24 protein-coding genes are annotated in these 24,510 nt (G+C 66.3%); 5 read left to right on the top strand and 19 right to left on the bottom strand.

What is annotated here, in order from left to right:
* The first annotated feature begins 156 nt into the window (after positions 1-156).
* Positions 157-387 carry a hypothetical protein gene (locus tag IEI94_RS16595; protein WP_191168371.1) on the top strand — a complete coding sequence of 77 codons (231 nt, stop codon included), beginning with the start codon at positions 157-159 and terminating at the stop codon, positions 385-387.
* Complete coding sequence (gene xthA, locus IEI94_RS16590; RefSeq protein ID WP_191168370.1) at positions 387-1,202, top strand: exodeoxyribonuclease III; 816 nt, start codon at positions 387-389, stop codon at positions 1,200-1,202. The genes IEI94_RS16595 and xthA overlap by 1 nt, the downstream gene beginning before the upstream one ends.
* Here xthA and IEI94_RS16585 read toward each other — a convergent pair.
* The 10 genes from IEI94_RS16585 to IEI94_RS16540 form a co-directional block, all read right to left on the bottom strand.
* Positions 1,191-2,306 carry a hypothetical protein gene (locus tag IEI94_RS16585; protein WP_191168369.1) on the bottom strand — a complete coding sequence of 372 codons (1,116 nt, stop codon included), beginning with the start codon at positions 2,304-2,306 and terminating at the stop codon, positions 1,191-1,193. The two genes, xthA and IEI94_RS16585, sit on opposite strands and share 12 nt — an antisense overlap.
* A gap of 3 nt (positions 2,307-2,309) precedes the next feature.
* Entirely contained in the window at positions 2,310-3,074 is a 765-nt protein-coding gene (locus IEI94_RS16580; protein WP_191168368.1) for an energy transducer TonB, read from the bottom strand.
* A complete protein-coding gene (locus tag IEI94_RS16575; protein ID WP_191168367.1) occupies positions 3,071-3,478 on the bottom strand; it encodes an ExbD/TolR family protein in 408 nt (135 codons plus the stop codon). Before IEI94_RS16575 ends, IEI94_RS16580 begins: the two co-directional genes overlap by 4 nt.
* Positions 3,471-4,007: a MotA/TolQ/ExbB proton channel family protein gene (locus tag IEI94_RS16570; protein WP_191168366.1), complete on the bottom strand. Its 537-nt coding sequence runs from the start codon at positions 4,005-4,007 to the stop codon at positions 3,471-3,473. Before IEI94_RS16570 ends, IEI94_RS16575 begins: the two co-directional genes overlap by 8 nt.
* On the bottom strand, positions 3,988-5,364 hold the full coding sequence (locus IEI94_RS16565) for a MotA/TolQ/ExbB proton channel family protein (protein WP_191168365.1): 1,377 nt from the start codon (positions 5,362-5,364) through the stop codon (positions 3,988-3,990). Before IEI94_RS16565 ends, IEI94_RS16570 begins: the two co-directional genes overlap by 20 nt.
* Complete coding sequence (locus IEI94_RS16560) at positions 5,361-6,170, bottom strand: DUF3450 domain-containing protein (protein ID WP_318153415.1); 810 nt, start codon at positions 6,168-6,170, stop codon at positions 5,361-5,363. The genes IEI94_RS16565 and IEI94_RS16560 overlap by 4 nt, the downstream gene beginning before the upstream one ends.
* Before the next feature lie 97 nt (positions 6,171-6,267).
* Positions 6,268-7,098, bottom strand: coding sequence for an ABC transporter ATP-binding protein (locus IEI94_RS16555; RefSeq protein ID WP_191168364.1), 831 nt, complete (start codon positions 7,096-7,098; stop codon positions 6,268-6,270).
* Entirely contained in the window at positions 7,095-8,207 is a 1,113-nt protein-coding gene (locus tag IEI94_RS16550; protein WP_191168363.1) for a FecCD family ABC transporter permease, read from the bottom strand. The genes IEI94_RS16555 and IEI94_RS16550 overlap by 4 nt, the downstream gene beginning before the upstream one ends.
* Before the next feature lie 19 nt (positions 8,208-8,226).
* Complete coding sequence (locus IEI94_RS16545; RefSeq protein WP_412030923.1) at positions 8,227-9,174, bottom strand: FecCD family ABC transporter permease; 948 nt, start codon at positions 9,172-9,174, stop codon at positions 8,227-8,229.
* A 65-nt stretch (positions 9,175-9,239) separates the two neighbouring features.
* Positions 9,240-10,160, bottom strand: a complete 921-nt coding sequence (locus IEI94_RS16540; protein WP_191168361.1) for an iron-siderophore ABC transporter substrate-binding protein — start codon at positions 10,158-10,160, stop codon at positions 9,240-9,242.
* 214 nt (positions 10,161-10,374) lie between these two features.
* Between IEI94_RS16540 and IEI94_RS16535 the strand changes: the two genes are divergently transcribed.
* Both IEI94_RS16535 and IEI94_RS16530 read left to right on the top strand, forming a co-directional pair.
* The gene (locus tag IEI94_RS16535) at positions 10,375-11,304 is read left to right on the top strand and encodes a LysR family transcriptional regulator (protein ID WP_191168360.1); all 930 of its coding nucleotides are present in this window, start codon (positions 10,375-10,377) and stop codon (positions 11,302-11,304) included.
* A gap of 114 nt (positions 11,305-11,418) precedes the next feature.
* Positions 11,419-13,575, top strand: a complete 2,157-nt coding sequence (locus IEI94_RS16530; RefSeq protein WP_191168359.1) for a TonB-dependent receptor domain-containing protein — start codon at positions 11,419-11,421, stop codon at positions 13,573-13,575.
* Positions 13,576-13,909: 334 nt separating this feature from the next.
* Here IEI94_RS16530 and IEI94_RS16525 read toward each other — a convergent pair whose 3' ends face one another.
* Positions 13,910-14,836, bottom strand: a complete 927-nt coding sequence (locus IEI94_RS16525; RefSeq protein WP_191168358.1) for an electron transfer flavoprotein subunit alpha/FixB family protein — start codon at positions 14,834-14,836, stop codon at positions 13,910-13,912.
* Positions 14,837-14,851: 15 nt separating this feature from the next.
* Entirely contained in the window at positions 14,852-15,601 is a 750-nt protein-coding gene (locus IEI94_RS16520; protein WP_191168357.1) for an electron transfer flavoprotein subunit beta/FixA family protein, read from the bottom strand.
* A 234-nt stretch (positions 15,602-15,835) separates the two neighbouring features.
* On the opposite strand from IEI94_RS16520, the gene IEI94_RS16515 reads away from it, so the two are divergent.
* On the top strand, positions 15,836-17,500 hold the full coding sequence (locus IEI94_RS16515; protein ID WP_191168356.1) for an electron transfer flavoprotein-ubiquinone oxidoreductase: 1,665 nt from the start codon (positions 15,836-15,838) through the stop codon (positions 17,498-17,500).
* A gap of 31 nt (positions 17,501-17,531) precedes the next feature.
* Here IEI94_RS16515 and IEI94_RS16510 read toward each other — a convergent pair whose 3' ends face one another.
* The 7 genes from IEI94_RS16510 to IEI94_RS16480 all read right to left on the bottom strand — a co-directional run bounded on the left by IEI94_RS16510 (position 17,532) and on the right by IEI94_RS16480 (position 24,502).
* A complete protein-coding gene (locus IEI94_RS16510; protein WP_318153414.1) occupies positions 17,532-18,626 on the bottom strand; it encodes a DegT/DnrJ/EryC1/StrS family aminotransferase in 1,095 nt (364 codons plus the stop codon).
* Positions 18,627-18,629: 3 nt separating this feature from the next.
* Complete coding sequence (locus IEI94_RS16505) at positions 18,630-19,598, bottom strand: Gfo/Idh/MocA family oxidoreductase (RefSeq protein WP_191168355.1); 969 nt, start codon at positions 19,596-19,598, stop codon at positions 18,630-18,632.
* 78 nt (positions 19,599-19,676) lie between these two features.
* Positions 19,677-20,498, bottom strand: coding sequence for a sulfurtransferase (locus IEI94_RS16500; RefSeq protein WP_191168354.1), 822 nt, complete (start codon positions 20,496-20,498; stop codon positions 19,677-19,679).
* Positions 20,495-22,711, bottom strand: coding sequence for an ATP-dependent helicase (locus IEI94_RS16495; RefSeq protein ID WP_191168353.1), 2,217 nt, complete (start codon positions 22,709-22,711; stop codon positions 20,495-20,497). The genes IEI94_RS16500 and IEI94_RS16495 overlap by 4 nt, the downstream gene beginning before the upstream one ends.
* Positions 22,708-23,250, bottom strand: coding sequence for a DUF1285 domain-containing protein (locus tag IEI94_RS16490; RefSeq protein WP_191168352.1), 543 nt, complete (start codon positions 23,248-23,250; stop codon positions 22,708-22,710). Before IEI94_RS16490 ends, IEI94_RS16495 begins: the two co-directional genes overlap by 4 nt.
* A gap of 24 nt (positions 23,251-23,274) precedes the next feature.
* On the bottom strand, positions 23,275-24,120 hold the full coding sequence (locus IEI94_RS16485) for a TatD family hydrolase (protein WP_191168351.1): 846 nt from the start codon (positions 24,118-24,120) through the stop codon (positions 23,275-23,277).
* A 46-nt stretch (positions 24,121-24,166) separates the two neighbouring features.
* Positions 24,167-24,502, bottom strand: coding sequence for a PilZ domain-containing protein (locus tag IEI94_RS16480; protein ID WP_191168350.1), 336 nt, complete (start codon positions 24,500-24,502; stop codon positions 24,167-24,169).
* Positions 24,503-24,510: the final 8 nt, after the last annotated feature.

Raw genomic sequence — 24,510 nt, 5'->3', positions numbered from 1 at the left:
GTCCGTAATGTCTGTGGATGGTATGCCAGTCCAAACCTGCCTGGACGTTTTCAGGCGAACTATTGTAGCAGCCATTGGCGACGAGGGCGCCCCCGGCTGTGTGGCACCCGTCGTGCCTGTTAGAATGTGGCTACACGGTATATGGAGTCATGCGTCATGACACGCAGGAAGAAGACCCGCTCGCTGGCTGACAAGGTGACGCTGCGCACCGGCAAGCGCAAGGATTTCAAGAAATGGCGTCACGAGAATCCCGATCAGGTCACCTCGTCGCGTCGCTTCACAGAGAAGAAGCGCCAGCAGCGCAAGCTGCAGGCGGCCCGCAAGCTGGCCCGCCAGCAGCAGGCGCCGGGCATTCAGGTGCATCCCGAGTCTGGGGGTGACGACTGATGCGCCTGGTCTCGTTCAATATCAACGGCATTCGCGCCCGTCTGCATCAGCTGGAAGCGCTGATCGAGTCGCACCGTCCGGCGCTGATCGGTCTGCAGGAGACCAAGGTACAGGACAGCGAGTTTCCCCGCGAAGCGGTCGAGGCCATGGGCTACCGCGTCTTCTTTCACGGCCAGAAGGGCCACTACGGCGTGGCGATGCTGTGCCGCGACGAGCCCGAAGCGGTCTACTACGGCTTTCCCGATGATGCGGAAGATGCTCAGCGGCGCATGATCGGCATACGCCTCGCGGCGTCCAACGGCGATCCGCTTACGGTGTGGAACGGCTATTTCCCTCAGGGCGAGAACATCGAACACCCCACCAAGTTCCCGCACAAGCAGCGCTTCTATGCTCAGCTGACGCGACTGCTCGAGGAGGAGTGCCGTCCCGAGCAGCGCCTGGCGGTGATGGGCGACTTCAATATCTCGCCGGAAGATATCGATATCGGCATCGGCGAGGATAACCGCAAGCGCTGGCTGCGCGAGGGCAAGACCAGCTTTCAGCCCATTGAGCGCGAATGGCTCGGTCGCGTCAAAGGCTGGGGCCTGAGCGACAGTTACCGGCTACGCTACCCTGAGGTCGACGACCGCTTCAGCTGGTTCGACTACCGCTCCAGGGGCTTCGAGCGCGAGCCCAAGCGCGGCCTGCGCATCGACCATATCCTGGTCACCGCGCCGCTGGCCGAACGCGTGGCCGATGCGGGTATCGACTACGACCTGCGCGGCATGCAGAAGCCCTCGGATCACGCCCCGGTATGGACCGAGCTAGCGCTCTGAGAGCTGCGCCTGGGTGTGGGGCTGATCCAGGCCGCCAAGCCACGCCTCGGCCTCTTCAGCGCCCAGCGAGGCGGCTTGCTGCCAGGCGTCCCGCGCCCAGCGATCGCGCCCCCAGTCGTTAGCCAGCTGACCCAGCCGCAGCCAGTCGTCGGCCTCACCGCTGCGCTCTGCCAGCTCCTGCCACGCCATCAGCGCCGCCTCGCGGTCTCGCGCCGCCTGCCAGGCCTGGGCCAGCAGTCGGCGGTGCGCCAGGCTGTCGGCCACCTCACCCGCCTCGAGGGCAGCGTGCAAGTGTTCGGCGCCTCGCGCGGGGGTGCCTGCCATCATATGCAGACGCACCAGGGTCAACAGATCCTCATCACCCGAGAATACCCCCAGGCGCCAGGCGCTATCCCAGAACACTGCCGCCTGCTCATGAAGTCCGGCCTGCTGAGCCAGCGCCGCGGCGCGGCGCCACTCTGCGGCGGGCGAGTCGCCGTCCAGCTCGCCCCCCAGCAGCGTCAGCACCTGCTCTCCGGCACCGCTCTGCTGATAAACCGCCACGGCCAGGCGGCGCTGGCTCGGCGACAGCGAGCCCGTCTCCGCGGTCGCACGTGAGAGCCACTCGCGGGCGTCTTCCCAGCGCTCAAGCTCCGCCAGTGTCCTGACCATGCGCCAGTAGTCGTCGCGCTGCCCCGCATGGCGAGTCAGCCAGTCGGCCAGCAGTTCAGCCCCCTGCTCGCGCTGTCCGGCCGAGAGCCGCAGGCCGGCCTCCTGGTACAACCAACGATCGCGCTGGCTCGACGATGCCTGGCTGCTGTTTCTCGCTTCCTCGAGGTATGCAGCGGCCTCCTCGAAACGCTCCAGCCTGGCGGCGGCGTGTGCCGCCAGCTGGAGATAGAGCGCACTCGCCCAGCGGTCCGCGGCATTGCCCCCCGCCAAACGCTGGGACTGCGACTCGGCGCGCTGCAGTACCGTATCTGCCGCCCCCTCCTGGAGCTGCTGCTGTAGACGCTCGAGATCGCGGATGAACTCACCCGGCAGCGGCGGCTCGGCCAGCACCGTCAGCGGCGTGGCAACAAGCCAGATCCATACGATACTCAGCGCGAGACGTTTAAGGTGCATCGATCACCTCAACTGAAATTCGAGACGTTGATGGGCACGCCGCAGGCCTCCGGCCGGTTCGAACTGCCAGCGCTGCACCGCCTCTATCGCGGCGCTGTCGAAGACATTGCGCGGCTGGGCACTGGTGACCTGGACGGAGGAGGGATCCACGCTGCCATCCGGCCGGATCACGAAGCGTACCTCGACGAAACCCTCTAGTCCGCGCCGCTGCGCCCGCGATGGGTACTCCGGCGGCACCCGGCTGGTCGGTGAGAGCTGACCAACGTCCACCGGCGCCTCACTGTCCGCTTGAGTATCACTCGGGCTGGCGTCTGTCGCCGTATCCGACGCCACCTCGGCCGTCGCCTCTGCTTCGGGTGCAGGAGACGGCTCCGGCTCGGGCTGCGGCTCAGGTTCGGGCTGCGGCTCCGGTTCGGGCGGCGGCTCTGGCGACACTTCGCTCATCTCCGGCAGCGTCTCGTCCAGCTCCAGGGGTTCCGCAGCGTCCGGTAGCGGCTCCGGATCCGGTAGCGAGATAGGGCTCTCCTGCGGCGGCAACTCAGGTGCGGGCGGCGGTACTGCCGCGGGTGGCGGCGGAGGCGGCGCTTCCGCGGGCGCTTCGGCAGGCTCCTCTTGCGGCACCTCAGGGGCATCCACCATGGTCATCGCCATGGTGTTGTCGAGCATCTCGACCTCAGCCTCGGGGGGAGCCACCAGCAGCGCCAGCAGCCAGAAAAGGGCTACCGCCAGCAGAATCCCGCCAAGCGCCGACATAGGCACTCGCGTCATGACTCGCTCCGGCTGGCTGCCACCGCCACCTGCTCGACACCGGCACTACGGATGCTATCCATGACCTCAATCAGGATGCCGGTGGCGGCTTGCCGATCCGCCTGGATCACCACGCTGCCATCATCGCTGACCAGCGCGGCCACTTCATCGCCGACGCGATGCAGGTCGATGGCCTTGCCATCTACCCACACCGCCCCCTCCGGCGTGATGGCGACCATCACTTGCGCCTCCGGCTGGGGCGTCGCCGAACTCGATTCGGGGCGCTCGATCTCCACCCCACTCTCACGGATGAAGCTGGTGGTGACGATAAAGAAAATGAGCATGATGAAGACCACATCGAGCATCGGCGTCAGGTTGACTTCACTGGCCTCGCCGCTGTCGGCCGTCATTCGGCGCCTACGCATGGGATTCCTCCACGGCCCGGGCCAGGCGGTCATGTAGCCGCTGGTCCTCGCGCCGGATGATATGTTCCAAACGACTGGTGAAAAGCAGCCCGACGACCGCCACCGCCATGCCGGTCAAGGTTGGCAGCGTGGCACGTGCCACACCGTCCGCCATCGAGCGCGCCTGGCCGCTACCGCTAAGTGCCAGACTATCGAACACCGCGATCATGCCGGTCACGGTCCCCAGCAGCCCCAGCAGGGGACACAGGGCGACCAGCAGCTTGAGCCAGGGCAGCGGCCGACGCAGGCGCCGGATCAGCTCCCGCGTCCACACATCCCGGAGCGTACGGGCGCTCCAGCTCAAATGGTCGCTGCGCTGAGTCCAGCGCTCGATCAGCTGTCGGCGCTGGTGGCGATAGGTCACGCGAAAATACCACCAGCGCTCCAGCGACAGGGTGAACAGCAGCATGGCCACCACGGCGATAACGACCAGCACCTCACCGCCAGACTCGACCAGACGCTCGAGGGGCTCAAGCCAACGCGGAGTCATGCGACCTGCTCTCCTGGGATGTGGGCGCGTCGCTCAGTGAGCCCGTCTCGAGATGCCTGGCCAAGGCCGCGCTCGCCTGACCCTCGACGACACCGGTCAAGTGGCGACTGCGGCCCGACAGCGCGGTATGCATGAATAGCAGCGGGACGGCGGTCACCAGACCCAACACGGTGGTCACCAGCGCCTGGCTGATACCACCGGCCATTAGCTGGGGATCACCGGTGCCGTAGACGGTGATCGCCTGGAAGGTCACGATCATCCCGGTCACGGTACCCAGCAACCCGAGCAGCGGCGCGATGGCAGCGAGCAGCTTGACCAGTGGCTGGCCACGTTCGAGTCTCGGCAGCTCGGCCAGTACGGCTTCGTCCAGCCGTGCCTCCAGCGCCTCGGGAATTTGATTCGCCTGCAGCTCACGGAAGCGCTGCAAGACTCTGCCTAGCGGGTTATCACTGCGCAGCTGTGACAGCTTAGCCAGCTGGCGACGCATGGCGAGGCTGACCCATAGCAGGTAGCCATACTGCAACAAGCCCACCAGCAAGCCGAAGGCGCCCAGCGTCACCACCACGTAACCAACGACACCGCCCTGATGGAAGCGCTCCAGCAGCGTGGGCTGCTGGGCCAGCGCCGCAATCACATCGCCATGGGTGGGATCCAGAGCGACATCACGACGCTCACCGGCATGAAACTCGGCCAGCACCTTGGCCACCGAGCGCGGCGTGCGCTCGACCACCGCCAACCCCGCCTCTCCGACGCCGCGCCGCAGCAGCGCATCATCGGTAAAGGCCGCAAAGTCGCCCAGACGCACCACATCACGAGGCACTATCTCGCCATCCGTTCCAGCCACCGGCGCCTCGAACTGCACCACGCGCCCGGTCTCTTCCACCAAGCCCAGCAGCCGGTCGGCAAAGCTTTCCAGGTGCTCCAACTCGAGCACGGAGACCGTATCTAGCCGCTCGGGAAGCCGTCCCTCACCGACGGCTACCCAGCTATTATTGAGAGCGTCGCGCAGCTCGCCAGTGTGACGCGATGCCAGCTCGAGTATCGCCGCCAGATCACTGCCCTGCTCCTGCTGCCGCGCCTCGAGCTCGTCACGATGCTGGGCCTGGATCTCGCGCTGATCGCTCAGCGCCGCATGGCGCTCCTGAGCAGCGCGATGCGCTTCACGACTGCGTTCCAATGCCGCTTCCAGGGCCTCGCGATCGTCGAGCAACTCACTCAACCGCGCCCGGTCGCGCGCTTCGGCCGCCTCCCGCTCAGCACGCAGGCTACTCAGCGTCTCGGGGTCGCCCTGCGCCAGTGCGGTGACGCTGAACAGCACCACCAGCATCAGTAACGCCATCACTCTTAGCGTGCTCATATGCCGCCCTCCCTAGCCAGTGGGCCATTGTCACGCTCAAGCGGCTGAGAAACCGGTAGCTGCAAGAGTTCAGGGGCGCGCTGATCGCGCGCCATGCGCAAGCCTTTGCGCACTTCTCGGCGCTGCTGGTCATCCAACGGCGCCCAGTCAGCGTCTTCTGCCAACCACACCCCGCCCTCACGGCCATCCGGCGTGAGGTAATAGAGCCCTACACGCCCCAGACGCAGATAGTCCACTTCACGCCGGCTTGATTGCGATTCATCAGTCACTACCAGGTAATCGCGCCAAGCATCCATCTCCAGCCCATACGCCAGCTCATAGCGCCATACGTCCAGAATTCGCTCCATCCGCTCGGCATCGTCGAGGTCCGGATCCCCCAGTGCGGTTTCCAGACTCGCCACCCGGGCACGCCGCTGTGACTGCATAAACGGCAGATCCCTCTCGATCCAAGCGTCGAGCCTCGCCACCAGGCTCGCCTGCAGGGAGGGCAGCGACTGTCGTGTCACATCGAGGGTATCCAGCGCCAGCTCACGACGCTGCAACTGCTCCGCCTGCTCTACCAGATGGGGGACAAGGCGCGCGCTCTCCTGTTCTAGTTGCCGCGTCTCGCTTTCGCGCTCACGAAGCTCTGCCAGCATCGCGCGGCTCTCATCGTCTGCAGCGTCGATCTGCGCCTGCAGCTCAGCCTGCTGACGCTGAGCGTCTTGTGCCTCGGACGTCAGCGAGTCGGCATTGGCCTGTCCAGCCAGTAACAGGACGCATAGCGCAGCGCCTAAGCGCAGGGAATCTAAACCATTACCACGCACCGTTCTCTCCCGTCGTCGTTGCCTAGTAGAAGCCATCGCCAGATAGGATATCACCTCGACCGCGAATAACAATGACTTTCATTATCAAGAAGATGCCTCAACGAGGCGTACACCCCTCTCGAGACGCACGGGGCATACGGCGCAGGTTGGTCAATAGCGGGGTGCCGGTAGCCGGATCATGCAGCAGGGTGCAGTCGATGTCGTAGAGCTCGGCGACCAGCTCACGGGTCACCACTTCACGAGGCTCGCCCTGGACAATGATGCGCCCTTCGCGCATCGCCACCAAATGGTCGGCATAGCGGCAGGCGCTGGCCAGATCGTGCAGCACCAGCGCCAGCGTTCGCCCCTCGCCGGCCAGTCGCCGCACCAGCTCGAAGACCTCCAACTGATGGCCCAGATCGAGCGCCGAGGTCGGCTCGTCGAGCAGCAGCAGCGGCGTTTGCTGGGCGATGGTCATGGCGATCCAGGCACGCTGCCGCTGCCCACCCGAGAGCGCCTCAAGCGGACGCTCGGCCAACGCTAGCAGATCCGCCGCCGCGAGTGCCGCCTCGACGGCCAGATGATCCTGCCGCGACCACTGCCGCAAGATGCCCTGGTGGGGCTGGCGGCCGAAGCGGATCAGGTCGCGCACCGTCAGCCCCTCAGGGGCAATCGCCTCCTGCGGCAGCAGCGCCAGACGGCGCGCCAGCTCGCGGGCCGGCAAGCGCTGGATATCCTTACCGTCGAGCAGTACGCAGCCGCCCCCCGGGGCGTGGAGCCGTGCCAACCCTGCCAGCAGGGTCGACTTGCCGCAGCCGTTGGGGCCGACGATGGCGGTCACCCGGCCAGGTGGCAGGCGCAGGTCCAGCCCTTCGATCACACGTCGCTGACCGTGGGCCAGGTCGAGCCGCTGCGCTTCAAGCGCGCAGCCCTCCGCCACTTCACTCATGCCAGACTCCTTAGAGGTCGCAGTAGGATCCATAACAACCAGGGACCGCCGACCACGGCGGTGACGATCCCTACCGGCAGTTCGATGGGCGCCAACAGCACCCGTCCGACCAGATCGGCCAGCACCATCACCAGCGCCCCGGCCTGCGCCGAGGCGATGATCGGCACGCCGCGACGGCAGGAGAGCGAGCGGGCGATCTCCGGGCCGATCAGACCCACCATCCCCACTGGCCCGGCCACCGCCACCGCCAGCCCGGTGAGCAGTACCGACACCGCCAGCACCTGCCAGCGCCGTCGCGCCACCTGGGACCCTAACCCCTGCGCAACGGCGTCGCTGAAGCGCATCAGCGATAGCGCGCGGGACAGCGCCATCGCCATCACCAGCCCGACGGCCGATCCCACGGCAAGCACCAACAGCGCACCCGTGGGGCGGGCATTGAGCGTCCCCACCGTCCATGGGTAGGCGGCATTGGCGGTATCCATATCGACCCGCGCCAGCAGCAGCTGGGTGATGGCGCCGAATACCGCCCCCACGCCGATCCCGGCGACGATAAAGCGGTAGCCGCGACTGCCACCGCCGGCGGTCAGCCCGAAGGTGATCGCAGCAGCGGTGGCCGCCCCCGCCAAGGCCATCGCCGGTGGTGCCAGCGACACGCCGAGCCCCACCACCGAGGCCACGGCAAAGGCCGTGGCCCCATTATCAATACCGATGATGCCCGGTGTGGCCAGCCGATTACGGGCCAGCGTCTGCATCAGGCAGCCCGCCACCGCAAACGCCGCTCCGGTCAGACAGGCGGCCCACAGTCGCGGTAGCCGCAGCTCGATCACCATGAAACGGTCCATGAGGCCCCCGCCGCCCAGCAGCACGGCAACCAGCGACTGGGGTGCCAGGCGCACGCTGCCCAGCGCCAGATAGACACCGCTCGCGACCATCAGCGCCAGCAGCAACCCCAGATTGGCCAGCGCACTGCGTCGGCTGATCAACAGGCTCGCCTCGCCACCACCCGGCCACTGCCAGCGCAGCCGCCAACTGCCATGGGGCACCGGCGGCGCTGTGCTCGGCCGCATCTTGTCTCGTGCAGCGCTACGCGCCACGAAGAGTAACGACATAAGGATTCCGGCTCCGCTTTTACAGGGTGGGTAGGCGCCTGGCGCGCACCACCGCCACCAGCACCGGAGCGCCACATAGCGCCGTCAGCACGCCCAGCGGCATTTCCGATGGCGCCACCAGCAGCCGCGAAAGAATGTCCGCCGACACCACCATCAGCGGCCCCAGCGGCAGGCACAACCACAGCACGCGACGAATGTCGGGCCCCGCCAGGGCACGCGCGGCAAACGGCACCACCAGTCCGACGAAGGCGATGGGGCCGGCAATCGCCGTGGCCGCCCCGACCAGCAGGGCCACGGCCACGATCACCAGCAGCCGCACCCGCCCCGGACGGTGGCCTAGCCCCGCCGCCACCCGCTCGCCCAGCGAGAGGGCCGCCAGCGGCCGGGCGATGCTCAGCACGATCAGGCTGGCCACCGCGAGGCTCGGCAGAACGGCCAGCAGATCATCGAGGCGCCGGCCAGACAGACTGCCGATCACCCAGAAGCGAATCTCATCGGCAGCGCGCTGGTCGAACAGCAGCAGCAGTGCCGTCAGCGATGCAAGCAAACCTGAGAACGCCGCCCCGGCGAGCACCAGGCGAACCGGGTCGCCGCCCACTCCGCGCAGCCGCGCCACGCTTAGCACGCACAGGCAGCCGGCCAGGGCCCCCAGCTGCGCCGCCGAGACGCGCAGCGTGGTGGCACTGGCACCCAGCAGTAGCGCAACCGCCACAGCGAAGGCACTACCGGCACTGACCCCCAGCAGCCCCGGCTCGGCCAGCGGATTGCGCGTGACGGCCTGCAACAGCGCACCGGCACAGCCCAGCGCCAACCCCACGACCACTCCAATCAGGGTGCGCGGCAGCCGCAGTGAGCCGACCACGAAGCGCGCCTCGGGATCGCCGTCGCCGGCCAGCACCGCCAGTGCCCGCAACGCGCCGACCTCCCCCGCGCCCACCAGCACGCTGAGCAGCATCACGCTCGACATCAGCAGCACCAAGCCCAGCCAGGGGATCGCCGGGTGCTGGGCCTGCGCTGCAAACAGGGCTTGCCTCATGGCAGTAGCGCACGCTCGAGATCATCGAGGATTGCCTGGGCCGCTAGCGGTCCTTGGGCGCTACTCCATAGCTGGCCGTCGACGCTGACCACGCGATCACGCTGCACCACGTCGAGGCGCTCGAAGGCGGGCGACTGACGGGCACTGGCAAGCGCCTCCTCACCATCCGCATTGAGCGTGGCCAGGAACAGCCAGTCGTCATCGATGCGCGACAGATTCTCGAGGCTCAGCGGGTCGCTATGGCCAGCCTGCTCCGGCACCAGGCCGCCATCGTGCACCTCGAGCCCGGCAGCCGCCAGCACGCCGGTGCTAAACAGCTGCGACGACATGACCAAGGGCCCCTGGGGCATCCAGCGCACCAGGGTCGCACCGCTGTCGATACCCTGCTCTGCGATGGCCTGTGCCATCTCAGCGGCACGCTGCTCGACCTCAACGATGGCCTCTTCCACCTCGGCTTCGCGCCCTAACGCCTGGCCATAGAGCCGTGCATCGTCCTTCCACGCCTCGCGGCTAAACCCCTGAGCGGGAGGCACCACGGTGGGGGCGATCCGCGACAGCAGCGCGTACTGCTCATCGCTGAGCTGCGGCGGTGCCAGGATCAGATCAGGCTGTTGATTCAGCACCGCCTCGATATTGATCTCACGCACTACGCCGACGATAGCGATGTCGTCCAGATAGTCGTCGAGGTAGCGCGCCACGCCGTCGCCGCCACGGGTGGTCACCGCACCCAGCGGCGTAATGCCAGCGGCCAGCGCAGTGTCCAGGGCACCCTCGTGGAGCGTCACCACCCGCTGCGGATCGCTAGCCACCTCGACCGGCCCATGGGCGGTCTCCACACTGTGAGCGTAAGCGGTAGTCGTCATTAGCGTCATCATCAGGGCCAGCAGTGGGCGGCGTGGCAGCAATGCAAAGGACATGCAATATCTCCAGCATGAACGGCGAATGGATTTGAGGAGATTGATAATAATGATTCTCATATACTAGCGCAGCATCAGCCTGCGGAACGACGTGTTGCCGATTGCGCAACGCGACGCAGACGCCGATAATAAACAGAATCATTTATATGATGGTATGCCTTCATGGCATACTGATCGATCTAGCCGACCGAGAGACATCCCGGATGTACTTGCCATGCACGATCTTGATGAACTGACCGCCTTCGATGCGGTGATGCAGTCCGGCAACCTGACCCGCAGCGCCACCCGCCTGGGATTGTCGAAGTCGACGCTGAGCCGGCGTATCAGCCAACTCGAGGCACGCCTCGGCTATCCCCTGCTGCGGCGCCAGTCCAACCGTCTCTTGCCTACCGAGGCCGGCGCACTGTTCCACGGTTACTGCCAGCGCATACTGGAACTCGCACGCCAGAGCCGGGCGGCCCTCGAGGAGCTGCATCACGAAATCAGTGGCGAACTGGTGATCGATGCCCATGTTGCGCTGACGCGGCCGTGGATCTCCCAACTGCTGCACGACTTTATGGCGCGACACCAACGGATCGACATGACGCTGAAGACCCACGAGCGATTTCATGCCAGCGCCGAGAGTACCGCCATTCACGTCACCCTCGGCCCCGTTATGGAGGAGCACCTGCGCTGCGAGCAGTTGACGCTGCTGCGCTGCGGTATCTACGCCCATCCCGACTACCTGGCACGCTACGGCCGGCCACGGCAGCCCGATGAACTGTTCGATCACCACTGGATCGATCTGCTCGGCGACGCCGAGGGCGGCCTACCGCTGCGTCACAGCAACGGCGCGCAGTTCCTGTTCCAGCCGCCGCGCTCGCGGCTGCGACTCGACCAGCACATGCTGCAGGCCGACGCCATCGCCCGTGGCCAGGGACTCGGCATCATGCCGTGCTGGCTCGCCGAGCGCCGTGAACGCGCCCACCCCGGCGACCTGGAGCTCTGTCTGCCGGAGTGGCAGCTGCCGGCCCTACCGGTGTTTCTGCTCTATGCCCACGGCCATCAAGCCGGCAAGGTCAGCGCCCTTCTCGACTTCCTGCGCCGCCACCTTCCCGTGGAGTGGAACAGCGAGCCCGCCTCTCCCCTCAGCGTTGCATCCTGAGCAACGCATCGTTTCTGCTTGAGCCCTTCCCTCTCGCCACCAGGTGCCGATAGAATTCACCCGCATTTGATAATTAATATCATTCAATAACCAGCATCATTCAAAGGTGAACTCATGACCCACGCGTCTCGACGCGCCCTGGCTGTCGCCATCGCCGCGGCCAGCGCTTCCCTGACGGCTGTCGCCGAGGAGCCCCCACGTCTCGACAACATCGTGGTGACGGCGGCCGGCTTCGAACAGGCATTGGCCGATGCGCCGGCCAGCATCTCGGTGGTGACCCGCGAAGAGCTGGAGCAGCGCCAGTTCTCCAATATCGGCGAAGCCATTGCTCACATTCCCGGCGTCGACGTGCGCTCTGGCGTGGGCAAGACCGGCGGGCTCAATGTCAGCATTCGCGGCATGCCGAGTAGCTACACCCTGGTCCTGATCGATGGGCGCCGCCAGAACGCCGCTTCTGACGTTACCCCCAACGGCTTTGGCGAGACCGGCACCAGCTTTATGCCACCGCTGTCGGCCATCGAGCGTATCGAGGTGATCCGCGGGCCGATGTCGACGCTCTATGGCTCCGACGCCATGGGCGGCGTAATCAATATCATCACCCGCCGCGTCGCCAACGAGTGGAGCGGCTCGGTCACCGCCGAGAGCACCTTCCAGCAGCACCGTGAGGAGCCCAACTCCCAGGCGCTCAGCTTCTTCACCAGCGGCCCGCTGGTCGAGGAGACCCTGGGTCTCCAACTGCGCGGCCGGGTATACAACCGCGGCGCCTCCGACCGTCTACTGGAAGGCACCGGCCGCGACCCACGGCCCGCCGAAGGCGAGATCTACTCCATTGGCGGGCGCCTGAACCTTACCCCAGACGACACCAACGAGGTCTGGCTGGACGCCGAGCGCTCCCGCCAGTGGTATGACAATACCGATAGTCGTCTGGGCAGCCTGGACGGCAGCAACCCGAACAACCCCAACCAAGTCTACGGCTACGAAGATCACATGCGCTTCAACCGTGATCAGGTGGCGCTGGGACACACCGGACGCTTCGACGCAGGCACCTGGGAAACCAGCCTGACCCACGCCATTACCGAAACCATTGGCCGCACCATCCCCCATCCCAACGCGGGGCCCGGTACGCCACACCCCGCCCTGCCCCACGCCCCGATCATCGGCTCGCCACGCACTCTGGAGAACGAGCAGACGGTACTCGACAGCAAGTTCACCACCAATATCGGCGCGCACATGCTCACCTTCGGCGGCCAGTATATCGAAGCAGAGCTGACCGACGACCTCGCGCCTGACAGCTACGACGAGTCGCAGTGGGCGCTGTTCCTGGAGGACGAGTGGTGGCTACGCGACGATTTGGCGCTGACCCTGGGCGGCCGCTATGAGAATCACGACGCCTTCAGTGGACACTTCACACCGCGGGGTTACCTGGTATGGAACGCCGACGACAGCTGGACGTTGAAAGGCGGTGTCAGTCGCGGCTACAAGACGCCGACCCTCAACCAGCTGAGGGATGGCATCAACAATGTCACCGGCCAGGGTAGCCGGCTATTGATTGGCAACCCCGATCTTCAACCGGAGAAGAGCACCAACTACGAGATCGGTGCCCACTACGACCACCAGGCGGGCTTCTCGGCGGGGGCGACGCTCTTTCATACCGATTTCACCGATCGCATCGTCACCGCCAGCGAGCGTACCGTCACCGGCAACCCGAGTATTCCCGACGGCACCTATGATCAAGCGATCAACATCGGGGAGGCACAAACCCAAGGGCTCGAGTTGGAAGCTCGCTACCGTTTCGCCCCCGCCTGGGAACTGCGCGGCGGCTACACCTACACCGATACCGAGATCAAATCGGATGACGCCCGCGGCGCCAGCCTGACCCTCGCACCACGGCACAAGCTCACCGCCGCGGTGACCTGGGACATCAACGAGCGCTGGTCCGCCACCCTGGAGGGCGAGCACTACAGCGGCCGGGATCGCTTCGCCTCCACGCCTGAGGCGGGTAGCCAATCGGCAGCGCTCGTCGCCGCCGTTGGCGACAGTTTCAAGAGCTACGAGCTGTTCAATCTCAGTTCCACCTATCGCGTGGCGGATAACGTGCGCCTGACCGGCACCATCCACAATCTGCTCGATACCGACTTCGGCAGCGGTACGACCTACGAATACGAGGGTGACACCTACGCGGGCTATGACTACATCGCCACGGGTCGGTCGATTGACGGCACCTATATGGATCGCCGCAGCCTGTGGCTCTCGGCGACCTACGAGTTCTGATCGCCCTCGACTGGCTTGAGTTTCGACTCACATTTGCCCCGCCACGGCGGGGCTTTTTCATGCCTCCCCCCCCTTACCAAGGCCAGATACGACAACGCCCCGCACAGGGCGAGGCGTTGTCAGATTAGGCGTTCAGAGTTCGCTACTTAAAGCTTGCTCTCCAACTCCGGCAGCACCTCGAACAGATCGCCGACCAGTCCGGTACTATCGAGAGCGCTACCTGGAAGATCCCGATCTTCCTTACAGCTTGCTCTCCAACTCCGGCAGCACCTCGAACAGATCGCCGACCAGGCCGGTACTATCGAGAGCGCTACCTGGAAGATCCCGATCTTCCTTACAGCTTGCTCTCCAACTCCGGCAGCACCTCGAACAGGTCACCGACCAATCCATAATCCGCTACCTGGAAGATCGGCGCCTCCTCGTCCTTGTTGATCGCCACGATCACCTTGGAGTCCTTCATCCCCGCCAGGTGCTGGATGGCACCCGAGATACCCACGGCGATGTACAGGTCAGGGGCGACGATCTTGCCGGTCTGGCCGACCTGCATGTCGTTGGGCACGAAGCCGGCGTCCACCGCGGCTCTTGAAGCGCCGATGGCGGCACCCAGCTTGTCGGCGATGCCCTCGAGCAGCGTGAAGTTGTCGCCGTTGCCCATGCCGCGCCCGCCGGAGATGACGATCCGCGCACCGCCCAGCTCGGGACGGTCGGACTGCGCCAGCTCCTCCTTGACGAAGCGCGACTGGGCGTTGTCGGCAACGTAATCGACCGCCTCGATGGCGGCGCTACCGGTAGTGGCGACCGCGTCGAAGGCGGTGGTACGCACGCTGATCACCTTGAGCGGGTCGTCGCTCTTGACCGTGGCGATGGCGTTGCCGGCGTAGATCGGCCGCTGGAAGGTGTCGGCGCTCTCCACGGCGATGATCTCGGAGAGCTGGCTGACGTCCTTGAGCGCGGCAAGCCGCGGCAGCACATTCTTGCCGGTGGTGGAGGCGCTGGCCAGCACGTGGCTGTAGTCGTCGGCCAGGGCCACCAGCAGCGCGCCCATGGGCTCGGCCAGCTGATAGGCGTAGACGGCGTTGTCGGCGACCCGCACCTTGCTCACCCCATCGAGCTGGGCGGCGGTCTCGACGGCGGCATGGACGCCATCACCGGCCACCAGCACGTGAACATCGCCGCCGATGGCGTTGGCCGCCGCAACGACGTGGGCGGTGGCGTCGGCGAGTTGGCCGTCGTGAAGATCGGCGAGAACCAGAATGCTCATATGATCGACTCCTTCTTAAAGCACTTTGGCTTCGTTCTTGAGTTTGTCCACCAGCTCGTCGACGGAGCCAACCTTGACGCCACCCTGGCGCTCAGGGGGCGGGGTGACCTTGAGCAGGCTGACCCGGGAGGCCACCTCGACGCCCAGCTCCGCCGGGGTCTTGACGTCCATGGGCTTCTTCTTGGCCTTCATGATGTCGGGCAGCTTGGCGTAGCGCGGCTCGTTGAGGCGCAGGTCGGTGGTGACGATGGCCGGCAGGCTCAGTTCGACGGTCTGCAGGCCGCCGTCGATCTCGCGGGTCACGGCGACCTTGTCTCCCTCGACCACCACCTCGGAGGCGAAGGTGCCCTGGGGCAGGCCGCTCAGCGCCGCCAGCATCTGACCGGTCTGGTTGTTGTCGGTGTCGATGGCCTGCTTGCCGAGGATCACCAGCCCCGGCTGCTCCTCCTCGACCACCTTGGCCAAGAGCTTGGCCACCGCCAGCGACTCGACGCGCTCGTCGGTATCGACGTGGATGGCGCGGTCGGCGCCTAATGCCAGTGCCGTGCGCAGCTGCTCCTGGGCGGCCTTGGGGCCAACGGTCACCGCGACCACCTCGGTGGCAACGCCCTTTTCCTTGAGTCGCACCGCCTCTTCCACGGCAATCTCGCAGAAGGGGTTCATCGCCATCTTGACGTTGGTGAGGTCGACATCGGAATTGTCCGCCTTGACGCGGATCTTGACGTTGTAGTCGATGACGCGTTTAACCGCGACCAGTACCTTCATAGTGTCCTCGCTTGGTTCACTCGCTGAAGCCTTGGATTGGCAGCGACCGCCATGCCCTGGGACGAGCGTCGCTCACCGCCCTAAGTAGGGTGTTACAGTCGATCTATTATGCATATCATGGCCGAGAACTAGAAGCAAACGACCGTTTTAATCAGAATTTGATATAACCTGTTATGCAAACGCCTGATCAAGCACAATGGCGGGAAGCGACCAGACCGTGGGAGGAGACTGCAGGTGGAACACGTAGAACGCGATTCAATGGACGTCGATGTGGTCATCGTCGGCGCCGGCCCGGCCGGGCTTTCGGCGGCCTGCCGCCTCATGCAGCAGGCCGAAGCGGCTGGCCAGGAGCTCACCGTATGTGTGGTGGAGAAAGGCTCCGAGGTGGGTGCCCATATCCTCTCCGGCGCGGTGTTCGAACCCCGCGCCCTGAATGAGCTGTTCCCCGATTGGGAATCCCGCGGCGCCCCGCTCACCACCCCGGCGATTCGCGACGAGCTCTACCTGCTCAAGGATGCCGACAAGGCCCAGAAGCTGCCCAATGCGCTGGTGCCCAAGAGCATGCACAACACCGGCGGCGACCAGACTCGCTACGTGATCAGCGCCGGCAATCTGTGCCGCTGGCTGGCCGAACAGGCCGAAGGCCTCGGCGTCGAGATCTTCCCCGGCTTCGCCGCCCAGGAGACGATTATCGAGGATGGCGTGGTCAAGGGCATCCTGATCGGTGACATGGGCGTAGCCGCCGATGGCCAGCCCAAGGACGGCCATATGCCGGGCATGGAGCTGCGGGCCAAGTACACCCTGTTCGCCGAGGGCGCCCGCGGCCATCTGGGCAAGCAACTGATCGGTGAGTACCGCCTCGACGAGGGCAGAGATCCGCAGCACTACGGTATCGGCCTCAAGGAGCTGTGGGACGTGCCCGCCGACAAGCACGAGCCGGGCCTGGTGCTGCACGGCTCCGGCTGGCCGCTGGCCAAGGATGCCCACGGCGGCTGGTTCCTCTACCACGCCGAGAACCAGCAGGTGGTGGTGGGGCTGATCATGGATCTCTCCTATCAGAACCCCTGGCTGTCGCCGTTCGATGAATTCCAGCGCATGAAGCACCACCCGCTGCTCAAGCAGTATCTCGAGGGCGGCTCGCGGGTCGCCTACGGCGCCCGGGCGATCACCAAGGGCGGGCTCAACTGCCTGCCCAAGATGACCTTCCCCGGTGGTCTGCTGATCGGCTGTGACGCCGGCACCCTCAATTTCGCCAAGATCAAGGGCCTGCATACCGCCATGAAGTCGGGCTTGGTGGCCGCCGAGAGCGTCTTCGAGGCCCTCGCCACTGGCGATGAGGGCGGCCAGGAACTCACCGCCTTCACGGCCAAGTGGGAGGCGAGCTGGGCCTATGCCGAGCTCAAGGAGAGTGCCAGCTTCGGCCCGGCGATTCACAAGTACGGCACCGTCGGCGGTGGCGCCTACAACTTCGTCGACCAGTTGCTGGGCGGCAAGCTGCCCCGCGTCCACGACACCACCCCGGACCACGCCGCGCTCAAGCCCGCCGCCGAGTTCGAGAAGATCGACTACCCCAAGCCCGACGGCAAGCTCTCCTTCGACAAGGCCTCCTCGGTGTTCCTCTCCAACACCAACCACGAAGAGGATCAGCCCTGCCACCTCAAGCTCGCCGATCCGGCGCTGCCGATTCGCGACAACCTTCCCGAGTACGCCGAACCGGCTCAACGCTACTGCCCGGCCGGGGTCTATGAAGTGGTCGAGGACGACGCCGGCAAGCCGCGCTTCCAGATCAACTTCCAGAACTGCGTGCACTGCAAGACCTGCGACATCAAGGACCCGGCCCAGAACATCACCTGGGTGGCGCCGGAGGGTGGCGGCGGGCCCAACTACCCCAATATGTAAGCGGATAGAATGACACCAATGGCAGGCGGACTCAGGGTGAGAGCGCCTGCTGCAGTGCCTCGGCCACCCGCCGTTGCTGCGCGGACTCGAGATAAGGGTGCATGGGCAGGCTGAGCACCCGCGCACAGGCCGCCTCGCAGATCGGCAGCCGGCACGACGGGTCGGCCACCGCCGGCTGGCGATACAGCGGTCGGGGGTAGTGAATCGCGGTGGGAATCCCGGCTTCCAACAGCCGCGCCGCGACCTCGTCGCGCCCCTCCAACTGCAGGGTGTACTGGGCATGCACACTGGTATTGCCCGGCAGTCGCTGCGGCAAATCCAGCGCCAGCCCATCCAGCAGCGCGTCATAGCGCTCCGCCACCCCCTGACGCTGCGCCACCTCGTCATCGAACACCGCAAGCTTGACCAGCAGAATCGCCGCCTGCAGCGTATCCAGCCGGCTGTTCATGCCCAGCTGCAGATGCTGGTAGCGCCCCGCATCGCCGTGGTTGATCAGGCGCCGCAGTTGCTCCGCCAGATCGTCGTCATCGGTAAACAGGGCCCCGCCGTCGCCGTAGCATCCGAGCGGCTTACTGGGGAAGAAGCTGGTGCAGGCCACCCGACTCAAGGCGCAGGAGGCGCGACCATGACGACGGGCACCGAAACTCTGGGCGGCATCTTCGATCACTATCAGCGCATGGCGCTCGGCCAGGTCGTTGATCGCTTGCATATCAGCGCACTGGCCGAACAGCGAGACCGGCATGATGGCGCGGGTGCGCGGGGTAATCAGTGCCTCGAGCCCTTGGGGATCGAGCAGCAGGCTGCCGGGCTCGATCTCGGCATATACCGGCCGCGCACCGCACAGTGCCACGCTCTCGGGGCTGGCCACGAAGCCGAAGCCAGGGACGATCACCTCGTCGCCGGGGCCGATTCCGAGCCCCATCTGCGCCAGCTGCAGGGCCGCAGTGCCGCTGCCGCAGGCGATGCAGTGGGCGACGCCGGCCCGCGCCGCAAGGCGCTGCTCCAGCTCGGCGACCTCCGGCCCCTGTACATAGCAGCCGTGTGCCAGGACACGCTGCATGGCCGCATCCAGGCGCGGCTTGAGGCGCGCCTGCTGGGCAGCCAGATCAACGAATGCCATGGCCATGGATTAGCCCCCCACGGCGCCATCATAGGGCGCCAGCCCCAGCGTCCTGAGGCGTGGGTGCAGCTGGGCATCCGGCGCCGGCTCGGGCTGTGCCTCGCGAATCGCCTGCACCGCCGCCAGGCAGGGGCGTACCGTCTCGATGCCGAAGCCGCGCCCGGCGAGAATCTCACGATAGCTGACCGTGTGCAGATCGGTGAAACCGGCGGAAAACTCGAAGGCTTCACCGTCGCAGGTCACCGAACGATAGGTGGGCTGCCGCCCGCGCACCTCAGCGGGGAGATCATCGGCATCGATGGAGAGAAACCAGCGCACCCTTGCGCGCCGATACTCGAGATAGCCGCTGGCCTTGTGATCATCGCGATAGTGCAGCGACAGTTGCTGCAGCTCGCCGAAGACCATCTGCAGCATATCGAAGAAGTGGATGCCGATATCGGCCACCACGCCGAACGAGCGCCGCGGATCGCCCTTCCAGCTCTCCAGGTACCAGGGGCCGCGTGAGGTGATATAGGTGAGCTCCACCTCATGGTTGTCGCGCCCTGCACGCTCGACCCGATCGCGCAGCTCATGGATCACCGGATGGTGACGCAGCTGCATGATCGAGTAGACCCGCCGCCCGCTCTCCGCTTCCACTCGGCGCAGCTCATCGAGCTGCTCGACGCTGGCCACCAGCGGCTTTTCACAGATCACATCGCAGCCCAGGTAGAGCCCGGCGGTGACGTGGGCGCTATGCAGATGATTGGGCGAGCAGACCACCAGATAGTCGAGTGAATGGCCCTGTCGCTTGCGCCGCCAGGCGTGCTCGAGAAAGCGTTCGAATTCGGTAAAAAAAGCGCAGTCGGTGGAGATCGAATCGATGACACCCACTGAGTCGTTGATGTCGTAAGCCGCCACCAACTGATGACCGGTCGCCTGGATTGCCTGCATATGGCGAGGGGCGATATAGCCCGCCGCACCGATCAGCGCAAAGTTCATCCCAGCCTCCCTGGCGTCGAGTAGCAAGTCACCAGATAAAGGTAGCGGGCAGTGGCGAGATTTGCCTAATGCCTGTGATCAGTCGCCGCGCGCCACCGGCCGCGCCGGATCCTCGATCCACTCACTCCAGGAGCCGGCATAGAGGCGCGGCAGCGGCAGCCCGGCCACGGCATAGGCAAGAATCGTGTGGCAGGCGGTGATCCCGGAACCACAGTAGGCCACTACCTCTTCGGCCTGTGGCAGTTCGGCTGCCAGCCGCTCGGCCGGCTTGAAATACCCCGACGCGTCGAGGTTGGCGGCGCTCGGCCGAGAGCGGGCACCGGGGATGTGCCCTGCCACGGGATCGATGGGCTCCTCCTCACCGCGAAAACGCGCCGGGCTTCGCGCGTCGACCTTGAGGGCGCGGCCCGAGAAGACCTGATCGGCCTCTACCCGGGCCGCGTCATCGAACGCCGGTCGCCAGTCGCTTGGCCGAGTGGATGTGTCGCCCGGCTCAAGCTCACCGCCAATGGCCTGCCAGGCCATAAGACCACCGTCGAGGACGTACACCTCGGGATGACCGGCCCAGCAGCGCAGCATCCACCAGGCCCGCGCCGCAGCCAGCTGGCCGCCCATGTCGTCGAACACCACCAGCGGCCGGTCAGGCGAAACGCCGAGCCGCTGCAGTGTCGCCGTAAAGGTTGCCGGGTCAGGTAGCGGATGACGACCGCCCTTCCCCGGCGTCGCGGCCAGGTCGCGATCGAGGTCGAGAGGCAGGCTGCCGGGGAGGCTGGCCTGGCGCCACAGCACGCGACCCGCCGCGCTGTCATTGAGGCGTGCGCGGCAGTCGAGCAGCAGCGGTGCGCTATCGGTTGCCAGGCGCTGCTGCAGCGCCTTGGCGCTGATCAAAGGCTGTGTCATGCGGACTCTCCAATCGGTTCCAGGGGGGCGCGCAGCGCGATCAGGCGGCGCTTGCCGGCGTGGGTGAAGCGCACCTCGATCACCGGGTTGGCCGGGTCACCCTCGACCACCTGAATCTCGCCCTCGCCGAATACCGCATGGCGAACGCGCTGGCCAACGTCGAACGCCGCTGCCGCATAGCGACCCGCTGCGCTGGCGACGCCGGTGGCAGCAGTGATCGTCAGCGCTCGGCCGGTGGCCGCCAGGTAACGCTGCATCAGCGTCGGCTCGACCACCGCCAAGGCCGCCGTTGGCACGGCGTCCGCGCTCAGGGCATCGGCCACCCGCTGGCAGTCGTCCCAGGCGCTCTCGGCAATGAAACGGCTAGGACGGTGCTCGCCGCCGTCATGCACCATCAACAGCTGCTCGCGGGCGCGGGTAATGGCGACATAGAACAGCCGCCGCTCCTCCTCCAGGCGCTCCGGCGTCAGCGGGTTGTCACGACTGTAGTGGGGGAAGTCCTCTTCATTGGCGCCCCACAGCGCCACCAGTGGCCACTCCAGCCCCTTGGCGCCGTGCACGGTGGAGATCAGGATCCCGTCGGCATCGCCGGCGCCTCCCGCTTCGTCCTGGACGGGCCGCTCGAGCAGCGCGATAAAGGCCTCAGGGTCATGATCGAGCTCGGCGGCCTGCTCGATCAACACGTCGAGCAGGCGCACGTCCTCCTCGCCTTTCTCACGCCGGGCGGCGGCGCGCTTGAGCACCTTCTCGGCGTCGAGGCGCTCGACCACCTCGGCCAGCAGCCGCGACGGCGGCCAGGCGGCCAGCTTGGGCAGGTCGCAGAGCAGCGCCCAGCGGCGCTTGAGGTTGCGCCGCTGGATCGGCTTGAGACTCGCCAGCAGCGGGTCGTCACGGCTCGGCCACTGCTGCGACTCGGCCAGCCGCGTGGCCAGCGCCTGCAGCCGCTCACGCGCCACGAAAGGCGTCGGCTGGGCGAGCAGCAGCAGCAGATGCGCCGGGTCCTGGAGCAGCCGCGGCTGGCGCGCCAGGCGTAGATAGCCGGCCAACGCCTGGACCAGCGGCAGGCGAAATACGAAGCGGTCCTCGCGGGCCAGACGAAACGGCAGGCCGGCACGCAGCAGCTGCAGCTGCACCGACACCGACAGCGCCCAGCTGCGTACCAGCACACAGCCCTCGGCGAGGCTGCGGCCTTGGCGCTGCCAGTCGCCCAGGGCCTCGACCAGCGCTCCTCCCCCTTGGGCCACGCTCAGCCGGGTCGTCGGATTGCCCGGGGCTGCCAGACACAGCTGATCGGGTCGCCGGCGATTGGCGGCAATGGCATGGTTGGCGGCCAGCGCCAGCGCATCGCCATGGCGAAACGTGGTCGACAGCGGATAGTCGCGGGCCGCACCGAAGGTGCGCGTGAAGTCCTCGAGCATGGTGTCGGGGCGCGCACCGCGCCACTCGTAGATGCACTGGTTGGCATCGCCCACCGCCATCACCGACGCGCGCTCGCCGGCCAGCAGCGCCAGCAGCCGCTGCTGCGCCTCGTTGATATCCTGATACTCGTCGATGATGACATGGTCGAGAAAGCCCTGAACCCGCTGGCGCAGCGCGGGATCGGCCTCCAGGGCACGCAGCGGCCGATACAGCAGGTCGGCGTAGGTCATCAGCCGATGCTGCTCGAGCAGCGTCTCCGCGGCATCGAAGGCGTCGACGAAGTGGCCGGTGTCGTCGCCAAAGTCGAGCCGCTCATAGAGCGTCTGGGGCGCCTCCATCTCGGCCTTGACCAGTTCGCAGAAGTGGCCGAAGGCCTCGAGCCTATCGCCGTCCAGCGCCGACTCGAGCTGGGCCTCGTCGCCGTGCAGAGCCTGCTGGACCGCCTGGCGCAGCAGCCGCTCGCGCTGCCACTCCTGAGCCAGCAGCTCACGCCGCGTCAGCGCTCCCCAGCGGGTCAGGGTGCCGGTCAGGCGGTGGCCGATGGAGTGGAAGGTGCGCACGTCGGGCAGCGCCTGGCCCGGCGGTGCCCAGCGCATCAGCTTGGCGGTGAAGTCTTCCCGCGCTGCGCGGTTGAACATCAGCACCAATAGCTTTGACGGCGGCGTGCCCTGGGCCAGCAGGTGTAGCACCCGCGCCACCATGGTGGTGGTCTTGCCGGCACCGGCTACCGCCGCGACCCGGGCGTGGCCGCCGGCATGGGCAACTACCGCGCGCTGCTCGTCGGTCAGCTTCACGACGCCTCCAGCGCGCCGAGCGGCTGCCAGTGGCCGGCACTGACCAGGCCAAGCTGTGCGCGCCCTTCGACCGTGCGCTGCTCGCCCTCTTCCACAAGACGATAGAAGACGTTACGGCCAAGCCGCGCCGCCAGCCCGAAGCGCACCGCCACCTCGGGCACCGGGGTACCCTCAGGTGTGGCGGTAACCTGCAGCCGAGGCGACTCGCCCAGTGCCACACGGTCGCCCACGTTGGTGATCAACCACCAGGTACCGGCATGCTGCTCGGCGTCGACGACCACGAAGGCGCAGTCCTCTACCATGACATGCCACTTCTCCACCGGGCTGACCAGGTAGTGCTCGCCGTCAGACTCGCGACGCAGCAGCGTCGAGAGCAGCCGCACCAGCGAGGATCGGCGTATCAGCGTGCCTTCGTGAACCCAGTGGCCGTCGGCACGAATTGTCAGATCCATCTGCCCACTCAGCGCCGGGTGCCAACGCTCGAGGGGAGGAATCGCCCCGGTGGGCTCGGTAGCGCTCAGCAGCGGTTCGAAGGACATAGCGTTCTCTCGTTACATAACGGCTCAGACCAGCCCGGCGGCGGCCAGGCTATCATGCATTTCGGCCGGCGCATGGGGAGCCGCCTGGCGAAACAGCCGATAGAAGTTGGCCGTGGTCTGCATCGCCACTTCATCGACGCTGATGCCACGCTCGGCGGCAATGCACTCGGCCACCTCGACCACCCAGGCCGGCTGGTTGGGCTTGCCGCGATGCGGCACCGGTGCCAGATAGGGGCTGTCGGTCTCGATCAGCAGGCGATCGAGGGGAATCCGGCGCGCCAGCTCGCGCAGGGCAGCGGCATTGCGGAAGGTGATGATCCCCGACAGCGAGATATAGAAGCCGTGACGCACCGCCTCGCGGGCCATGTCGAGGTCTTCGGTAAAGCAGTGCAGCACGCCACCCACTGCCGGATCGGTGTGAGCCTTGATCAGCGCCAGCGTCTCGTCACGCGCCTCGCGGGTATGGATGATCACCGGCAGCTCGAGCTCGGTGGCAGCGATCAGTTGACGCTGAAAACGTTCCCGCTGCACCTCGCGGCTGGGCACCTTGTCCGGCGACTGCTGCAGGTAGTGGTAGTCGAGACCGCACTCGCCGATGGCCACCGCGTCGTAGCGCTCAGCGACCTCCTTGATCGCCTCGACGCTAGGCTCCTCAGCAACCTGGTGCAGCGGATGGACGCCGGCGGAGATCACCACGTCGCTGTGCTCACGGGCAATGGCGGCTACTCCAGGTACGTCTTCCAGGGTCACGCCGATGGCCAGGAACTGACCCACGCCACGGTCGCGGGCGGCGGCCAGGGCGGCGTTCAGATCGCCGTCATGGGCGCTCAGATCGAGGCGGTCGAGATGGCAGTGCGAGTCTACGAACATGCGGTGAAATACCCGAAAAATGGATGTATGGCATCGACTGGCAGGGCTACAGCGTATAGGTGGCAGCCCCCTTGTCGAGCTGCCCGGCCAGATGCGTTTCGATACGGTCGCGCACGGCCTTGTCCTCGGCACTGAAATGCACGCCGATACCCGGTCGGCGGCGACCCGACACCCCGGGAGGCGAGATCCACACGACCTGACCGGTGACCGGCAGCCGGTCGCTCTCGCCGGGCAGCGTCAGCAGCAGGAAGACTTCCTGACCCAGCTCATAGCGCGCCTCGGTGGGCACGAATATTCCGCCGCGCTCCAGCGAGGGCATATACGCCTGAAGTAGTGTCGGTACGTCGGGGATCGGAAGTGACAGGGCTTTCTGGGCGGCCATGGGCAATG

Source organism: Halomonas sp. ML-15 (genome assembly GCF_014779595.1).
Taxonomy (GTDB): domain Bacteria; phylum Pseudomonadota; class Gammaproteobacteria; order Pseudomonadales; family Halomonadaceae; genus Franzmannia.
The sequence above is the reverse complement of the archived record's forward strand: the minus strand, read 5'-3'. Positions and strand labels throughout refer to the sequence as shown.